Raw genomic sequence first — 6,986 nt, forward strand, 5'->3', positions numbered from 1 at the left:
GGACACCCTCGATGCGATGCTCGACTCCGCGCAGGCCGGCTGCGACAAGCTGTTCGAGTTGCAGCGCGAGGCCCTCGCCGCCCCCTACCCGGGTGAGCTGCCCGCGCCTCCGGCCGCCCGGACCGCGGGGCGCCAGCCGTGACCGTGCGACTGCTGGTCGCGAGCCGGAACGCCAAGAAGCTCGCCGAGCTGCGCCGCGTGCTGGAGTCCGAGGGGATCGTCGGCATCGAGCCGGTCGGCCTGGACGAGGTGCCGGAGTTCCCCGAGGAGCCGGAGGACGGCGCGACGTTCGAGGACAACGCTCTGATCAAGGCGAGATCCGGGTGGAGGGCGACGGGCCTGGCGTGCCTGGCCGACGACTCCGGGCTGGCCGTGGACGCGCTGAACGGGATGCCGGGCGTGCTCTCCGCGCGCTGGGCGGGGCGTCACGGCGACGACGCGGCCAACAACGCGCTCCTGGTGGCGCAGCTGTCTGATGTGCCCGACGACCGCCGTGGCGCGGCCTTCTTCTCCAGCTGCGCCCTGGTGTACTCGGCGGCTGACCCGGCGGTGGACCCGGAAACGTCGACGGAGAATCCGGTCGAGCGGGTCGCGGAGGGGCGGTGGGCCGGACACGTGCTCCGGGAGCCGCGCGGCGAGGGCGGGTTCGGCTACGACCCGCTGTTCCTGCCCGAGGGGTCGGACCGCTCCGCGGCGGAACTCACACCGGGGGAGAAGGACGCCGACTCCCACCGCGGCCGTGCCCTGCGGGCGCTGGTGCCGGCGCTCCGGGAGCTCGCCGAGCGCGGCCGGACGGACTGACCGGCTCGGATCGGCGCCAGCTCAGATCGGCGCCGGCTCAGATCGGCGCCGGTTCAGACCGCGTACTCGGCCCGGACGTCCCGGGTCCGCTTGTGCTCGAACCAGAACGACAGGAACGGGACCGTCCCGGCCAGGGCGGTCAGCAGGGTGCGGGAGGCGGGCCACCGGGCCTTGATCGCCAGGTCGAGGGTCATGAACAGGTAGAAGATGTAGAAGACACCGTGGGCCTGTCCGATGTAGGTGAACCAGTCGGGAGCGTCCGAGGAGTTCTCCAGGATCAGGTACTTGTAGATCATCTCGACCGTGAGGACCAGCAGCCACACGCCGGTGATCCAGGCCAGGACGCGGTACCGGGCGAGCGCCCCGCGGACCTTGCCGTCGGGATCCGGCTTGCGGTCGTCGGTCTCCGGGGTGGCTGCGACGGTCATGTGGTGTGTCTCTCCTGGTGACGGTCGCCGGCGGCCGCGTCCTGACGGGCCAGCTCGGCGAGGTATGAGTTGTAGGCGTCCAGAGCCTCATCTCCGGTCCGGGCCTCCGCGGCGGGACGCCGGGGCAGAAGGTCCGCGGGGATCTCCGTGACGATCTCCTGCCTGCGCGAACCCCGGCGCAGGGGCGGAGCGTCGGGGTGGCCGTCGACCTCGTCGTCGTCACCCTCATCCCCGTCGACACCGGCCGCGGGGAGGGCCGACTCGGCCTCGTCGGCCTCCAGTCGCACGTACTTCAGGTACGCGTAGACCAGGAACCCCGCCAGGAACGGCCACATGAAGGTGTAGCCGAGGTTCTGCACCGTCCCCGTGGCCTCCTGGTAGCGGGCGAGCTGCCAGAACCCCATCCCCAGGCAGAAGATCGAACCCAGGACGACGAACGCGATCCACGAGGGGCGGTGCCTGACCTTGGTCGAGACCGGCGGACCGGAGGCGGGGTCGCCTCCGACCGTGCGGTCGCTCAGGGTGTCGGACACCCCTCCACGATACCGCCGACGGCGCGGTAAGCTCACCTCGCCCGGCACCCCCGGGCGGGCGCCCGTGGCGGAATTGGCAGACGCGCTGGATTTAGGTTCCAGTGTCTACGGACGTGGGAGTTCAAGTCTCCCCGGGCGCACCGCACAGATCGCGGTTCAGTCGAGCTCGTCGATCAGCCGGGCGAGGATGTCGTTCATCGTGAGCAGACCGATGAGGTCGTTGCCGCGGACCACGACCAGGCGGTTGAGGTGGAACCGGCTCATCATGGCCGCGGCCTGGTTCACCGACAGGTCCTCTCCCACGGTGATGGCGGGCTTGACGGCGGCGTCGTAGACGTTGAGCAGGTCCACGTCGCCCTCCTCGACGACGATGGCGCGCAGCAACTCGTTGTAGCTGAGCAGACCGTAGGCATCGTGGGGGTGCTGGCGGTCGACCACGAGGCTCTTGACCCTGTGGGAACGCATCATCGACAGCGCCTCGCGCAGGGTGGCGTAGGGGGAGATGGTGATCACCTCGGGCACCATGACCTGTTGGACGGTGAGCATTGGGGGTCCTCCTGGGTTGTACGGGCGGGGTGGGGCGTGCGCGGGGGAGCGGGTGGGCGTGGCTCAGGTGTTCTCCCGGCGCATGTATTCCTCGAACTTCACCAGTTGCCGGGGGTCGATCCCGGTGAGGTGCTCGATGGGGACGTTGAAGGCGATGCCGTGGGAGTTGTCCCCGTCGACCAGGATCTCGTGCAGGGATTTGAGGATCGGGGTGGCCAGGTGGGTGCCCACGACCATGAGCAGCACCGACTGGGAGCCCTCGAACGTCAGGCCGAAGAAGGTCTTCTTCTGCTGCGCGCCGATGCCCTTGCCCTCCAGGATCGTCACCCCGGTCGCCCCGGCCCGTTGCGCGACCTCGATGGCGGTGTCCTCCAGTTCCGGGGGGGCGATCACTACGACGGCCGTGAATTTCATGTCGATTCCTTCCGCAGTCGGGGGACTTTCTCGAGGGCGATGGCATAGAGCAGGACGGAGATGATCGGGAAGATCGAGGCGAAGGCGATGAGGCCGAAGCCGTCGAGCAGCGCGCTGCGGCCGTCGATGGCGCTGGCCAGTCCGATGCCCAGGGCGGTGACCAGCGGCACGGTGACCTCGGATGTGGTGACCCCGCCGAGGTCGAAGGCCAGGGCGACGATGTACTTCGGGGCCAGGACAACCAGGACGATGACCACGGCGTAGGAGACCATGATGAAGTAGTGCAGCGGCCCGCCGGACAGGATGCGGTACACCCCCAGCGCGATTCCGACCGCCACCCCCGTGGCCACGACCAGGCGGATGGCGGTGGCGTTGATCCCGGCCGGCGAGACGTTCTCGGCCTGGTCGGCGATGGCCACCAGGGCCGGCTCGGCCATGGTGGTGGCGAACCCGATGAGCAGGGCGAACAGCAGGATCAGCGCCGGCACGCCGCGGTCGATGAGCTGCTCGGCCATCTGCGTGCCCAGCGGGAAGAGCCCCATCTTCAGGCCCACCACGAAGGCGTAGAGCCCCACCAGGACCATGACGAACCCGACGGCCACGCGCAGCGGGTGGGACAGCTTGCGGCGCAGCGCGACGTACTGGAAGAACAGGACGACGATCACCATGGGCGCCACGTCGCGGACCATCTCCGCCAGGCCTACCACGTGCTCCAGCCAGAGCGGGGTGGAGCCCTGGTCCGACCCCGTGGTGGGCGTACCGCCGCCACCGCCGAAGGTGTAGACCCACATCCCGTAGAGCTGCACCCCGATCATCGGGACCATCACACACAGCGCGACCAGGCCGAAGCCGTCCGTGAGGGCGCTGCGGCCCCGGATCGAGTTGGCCAACCCGATCCCGATCGCGGCGATCAGCGGCACGGTCACGACGTTGGTGGTCACCCCGCCGGAGTCGAAGGCCAGGCCCACGATCTCCGGCGGGGCCACGAACGTGGCCACCAGGACCACCACGTAGCCGCCGATGAGGATCCGGTGGACCGCCCACCCCCGCAGCACGCGCAGGATCCCCAGGACCAGGACGAGACCCACGGACACGGCGATCACGACCCGCAGCACGACCCCGTCGATCCGGCCCTCGCTGATCAGTTCGGCCTGTTCCGCCACCGCGATCAGGGCGGGTTCGGCCACGACCGCGGCGAATCCGATGGCGAAGCCGAAGGTGAGCAGCAGCCCCAGGGCCCCGCGGCGGGTGAACTGGTTGGCGAGGTTCTTGCCCACCGGGAACACGCTCAGGTCCAGTCCCTGGAGGAACAGGGCGATCCCCACCCCCACGATGAGCAGTCCGGCGACCAGCTGTAGCGGGTCCTCGGGCATCCGGCGGAAGACGAGCAGCTGGAAGGCCACCACCACGGCCACGATGGGCAACAGGTTCCTCAGGGCTTTCCGGAACTCCTGGGCGAAGTGTCGGAGATGCTCCATGGAGGCTGGGGTCCTCTTCCGGGGTCGGGTCGACAGGCGGCCTGGATCCCAGTCTGACGTACGACCACCGGGGCGTCCACGGAACGGTCGCGGGGCCGTGGTCGGTCCACCGGGTCGGTGCGACCTCACCGCCGGCTCACCGCGGACTCACCGCGACCTCACCGCCGGCTCACCGACGACGGTCTTTCCCGAGCGCGGCGAGGGCCCTGTCGGCGATCTCCTCCACCGGAAGCGCGATCGGGCAGGTGATCCCGTCCTCGTCCGGGCCCAGGGACTCCAGGGTGGCCAGCTGCGATTCGAGGATCCGGTGGGATGCGAAGTGCCCGCGTCGAGCGGCGAGGCGGGCGGCGAGGAGCTCCGGGTCAGCGCCGAGTTCGACGAAGAACACCGGCCGGTCGACGTCCCGGAGGACGTCGCGGTAGGCGCGGCGCAGTGCCGAACACGCGACGACGACGCCGGGGTCCGGGCCGGTGCGGGCCCCCTCCCGTTCCCGCTCCCGCATCCTGTCCCGGACCGCGTCGAGCCACGGCCCGCGGTCGAGGTCGGTGAGCGGCTCGCCGGCGCCCAGCTTCCGGCGGTTGGCGGGGGGATGCAGGTCGTCGGCGTCGAGGAACAGGGCACCCGTCCGCTCGGCGATCGCGCGGGCGACGGTCGACTTACCGGCCCCGGACACCCCCATCACCACGATGTGCGCAACGGCCGCGGGCAACGGCTCTGCCCGATTCGGCACCGGCCCCGTCGGAGTCGCCACGGGCCTGTCAGATGGTGAAGGCCATCGACCCGAGGATCTTCCTGCCCAGGTCCTCGTCGCCACTGATCTCCACGCCGTTGCCGGGTTCGGCGGTGATCCTGCCGGTCGCCGCACGGACGAAGGTCGGGGTGTCGAACACCAGCTCGACCGTGGTCCGCGCGGAGTCGTCGACGTCCACGAGTCCCGCCCGGCCGGCGACCATCACGTCGACGGCCATCGGGAGATCGGTGTCGGACTCACCCGTGACCCGGAACCGGACGCGGGCGCCGTCCGGGGCGCCGGCCTTCTTGCCCACGGTCCGGGGGAGGGAGCGCACGATCTCGTCGAGGGCGAACCGCCCCGGGCCGCTGCCGAGGTGGTGTTGCATGCCGAGGGCGTGGCGGATGTCGTCCTCGTGGATCCAGCAGTCGAAGACGCGCACGCCCATGAAGCGACGGAACGGGACGCGACCGACGGGGGAGTCGGACTCGGCCTCGAACTGCTGCGGGGTCATCTCGGCGAGCTGTCCCGTGCGCTCGGCCACCGCCTCCCGGAAGTCCGCGAACGCGTCCTCGACCGCCAGCGGACGGGCCTCCTGCACGAACTTCTCGTTGAGCTCCCCGATGGGGTTGCGGACGTACTCGTCTGCCGAGGGCGGGAGGTCGACGTCCGGTACCGGTTCGCCCGAGAGCAGGTGCTCCGTTCCGGCGATGTGCGCCACCACGTCGCGGACGGTCCATCCGGGGAGGGCCGTGGGTGCGGCCCAGTCGTCTCTCTTCAGTCCCGCGAGGAGCTCGTCGAGGCGCTTCCATTGCTGGATCAGGTGGCGCACCTCGACGGGTGCGCTGCCGGTGGGTTCTGTGGTGGTGGCGTCGCGGCCCTCGGTCTCCATGGTCACCAGGCTACTGCCGCGGTGGGGACGGACCCGGCCACTTGACCGTCAGCGTCCCGCGGCGGACCCCGCGAGGACGACACCGGTCATGAAGTCGTGGAATCGCGACGGCTCGTCCAGATGCGGGGTGTGTCCGGATTGGGGGAAGACCACCAACTCCTTGACCGGGGCGTCCAGCACCTCGAACCACTCCCGGGCGAGGTCGGAGCGGCCCGGGGACTCGAACTCGCCGAGCACCACGAACACCGGGACGTCCAACCGGGGGACGTCCCGGCGGAAGTCGATGTCCTGCAGTTGCGGGTAGAGGACCGAGAAGGTGTCGATGATCCCGCCCATGCCGCGGATCTGTTCGGTGAGGGTGTACTCCGGGGCCAACAGGCTGGCGGGGTACGCCGACGCCGGGTCGTAGTCCTGTCCGTGCGGGAACTCCCGGTACTCGGGATTGGTGGACAGGGCGTCCGGGTAGGCCAGCATGTCCTCGTAGGGGGGTGGGCCGTTGTCCCGCAGGCGCCGGGCGAAGTCGTCCTGGCCGGCCCGCTCGGCCCAGTCCAGGGTCTCGGCGTACATCCTGCGGTCGGTCTCCTGCTGGTCGACCATCTGCCCGGTGCCGATGAACGCGTGGTACTTCTCTGGTGCGCGCTGCGCGGCGAGCACTCCCAGGGTGGAGCCCCAGGAACTGCCCACCAGATAGATGCGCTCCTGCCCGAACCGCTCCCGCAGGTGGTCGGTGACCTCGAGCGTGTCGGAGATCATCTGCTCGACAGTCAGTGTGTCCGTCGGTTCCAGCGCGGACAGGGACTTGCCGGTCCCGCGCTGATCCCACACGGCCAGAACGAAGTCCTCCTCCAGGGGCTCTCCGGACGCCCTCATCGCCCCGATTGCGGTGCCGCCGGGCCCGCCCTCCAGGAACAGCAGCACAGGGGCGTCGCGGTCGTGGCCCCGGAGCATCACCGCCTGCTCGTGACCGCCGACCGGGAGGGTGATCAGCTCGGCCACACTGGTCGGTAGTTCGCGTCCGTCGGGTCCGGTGATCGGGGCGGTCGACGCCGGGCGGAGCAGGGCGACGGCGAGGACGACCACGGGCAGGGTCACCAGGACCGCTCCGAGTGCGCGGAGTCGCCGGCTCGCCACCGACCGCCGGGGCCCGGTGACGGCGCGTCGCCG

At 70.4% G+C, this 6,986-nt stretch carries 9 protein-coding genes, 1 tRNA gene and 1 pseudogene; 3 read left to right on the plus strand and 8 right to left on the minus strand.

Annotation, left to right across the window (positions count from 1 at the left end; genetic code table 11):
• Both rph and G6022_RS00685 read left to right on the plus strand, forming a co-directional pair.
• Positions 1-142, plus strand: a pseudogene (gene rph, locus G6022_RS00680) (ribonuclease PH); the annotation flags it as partial.
• A gap of 2 nt (positions 143-144) precedes the next feature.
• Positions 145-801, plus strand: coding sequence for a non-canonical purine NTP pyrophosphatase (locus G6022_RS00685; RefSeq protein ID WP_182643877.1), 657 nt, complete (start codon positions 145-147; stop codon positions 799-801).
• A 53-nt stretch (positions 802-854) separates the two neighbouring features.
• On the opposite strand, the gene G6022_RS00690 is transcribed toward G6022_RS00685, so the two are convergent.
• Together G6022_RS00690 and G6022_RS00695 are read right to left on the minus strand one after the other, a co-directional pair.
• Positions 855-1,229, minus strand: coding sequence for a DUF3817 domain-containing protein (locus tag G6022_RS00690; RefSeq protein WP_179524849.1), 375 nt, complete (start codon positions 1,227-1,229; stop codon positions 855-857).
• On the minus strand, positions 1,226-1,762 hold the full coding sequence (locus G6022_RS00695; protein WP_179524850.1) for a hypothetical protein: 537 nt from the start codon (positions 1,760-1,762) through the stop codon (positions 1,226-1,228). The genes G6022_RS00690 and G6022_RS00695 overlap by 4 nt, the downstream gene beginning before the upstream one ends.
• 58 nt (positions 1,763-1,820) lie before the next feature.
• Between G6022_RS00695 and G6022_RS00700 the strand changes: the two genes are divergently transcribed.
• Positions 1,821-1,902: transfer RNA gene (locus G6022_RS00700), tRNA-Leu, on the plus strand.
• Between the two features lie 16 nt (positions 1,903-1,918).
• Here the strand turns inward: G6022_RS00700 and G6022_RS00705 are convergent.
• The 6 genes from G6022_RS00705 to G6022_RS00730 all read right to left on the minus strand — a co-directional run.
• Complete coding sequence (locus G6022_RS00705; RefSeq protein WP_179524858.1) at positions 1,919-2,308, minus strand: CBS domain-containing protein; 390 nt, start codon at positions 2,306-2,308, stop codon at positions 1,919-1,921.
• Positions 2,309-2,371: 63 nt separating this feature from the next.
• Entirely contained in the window at positions 2,372-2,722 is a 351-nt protein-coding gene (locus G6022_RS00710) for a transcriptional regulator (RefSeq protein ID WP_182610538.1), read from the minus strand.
• A complete protein-coding gene (locus G6022_RS00715) occupies positions 2,719-4,200 on the minus strand; it encodes a DUF1538 domain-containing protein (RefSeq protein ID WP_182639121.1) in 1,482 nt (493 codons plus the stop codon). Before G6022_RS00715 ends, G6022_RS00710 begins: the two co-directional genes overlap by 4 nt.
• A 169-nt stretch (positions 4,201-4,369) precedes the next feature.
• Complete coding sequence (locus tag G6022_RS00720; RefSeq protein ID WP_347238137.1) at positions 4,370-4,951, minus strand: gluconokinase, GntK/IdnK-type; 582 nt, start codon at positions 4,949-4,951, stop codon at positions 4,370-4,372.
• A 7-nt stretch (positions 4,952-4,958) separates the two neighbouring features.
• Positions 4,959-5,822 (minus strand): maleylpyruvate isomerase family mycothiol-dependent enzyme, encoded by an 864-nt coding sequence (locus tag G6022_RS00725; RefSeq protein ID WP_179524860.1) that lies wholly within the window; start codon positions 5,820-5,822, stop codon positions 4,959-4,961.
• A 48-nt stretch (positions 5,823-5,870) separates the two neighbouring features.
• Positions 5,871-6,986: alpha/beta hydrolase (locus tag G6022_RS00730; RefSeq protein ID WP_206682353.1), on the minus strand; the 1,116-nt coding region annotated here is incomplete at its 5' end.

The organism is Dietzia sp. Cai40 (assembly GCF_014145165.1).
Taxonomy (GTDB): Bacteria; Actinomycetota; Actinomycetes; order Mycobacteriales; family Mycobacteriaceae; genus Dietzia; species Dietzia natronolimnaea.

What these genes read in the sequence shown, in the direction of transcription:
- G6022_RS00690 (WP_179524849.1), bottom strand. Translation starts at nt 1,229, where the DNA reads ATGACCGTCGCAGCCACCCCGGAGACCGACGACCGCAAGCCGGATCCC.
- G6022_RS00705 (WP_179524858.1), bottom strand. Translation starts at nt 2,308, where the DNA reads ATGCTCACCGTCCAACAGGTCATGGTGCCCGAGGTGATCACCATCTCC.
- G6022_RS00710 (WP_182610538.1), bottom strand. Translation starts at nt 2,722, where the DNA reads ATGAAATTCACGGCCGTCGTAGTGATCGCCCCCCCGGAACTGGAGGAC.
- G6022_RS00715 (WP_182639121.1), bottom strand. Translation starts at nt 4,200, where the DNA reads ATGGAGCATCTCCGACACTTCGCCCAGGAGTTCCGGAAAGCCCTGAGG.
- G6022_RS00725 (WP_179524860.1), bottom strand. Translation starts at nt 5,822, where the DNA reads ATGGAGACCGAGGGCCGCGACGCCACCACCACAGAACCCACCGGCAGC.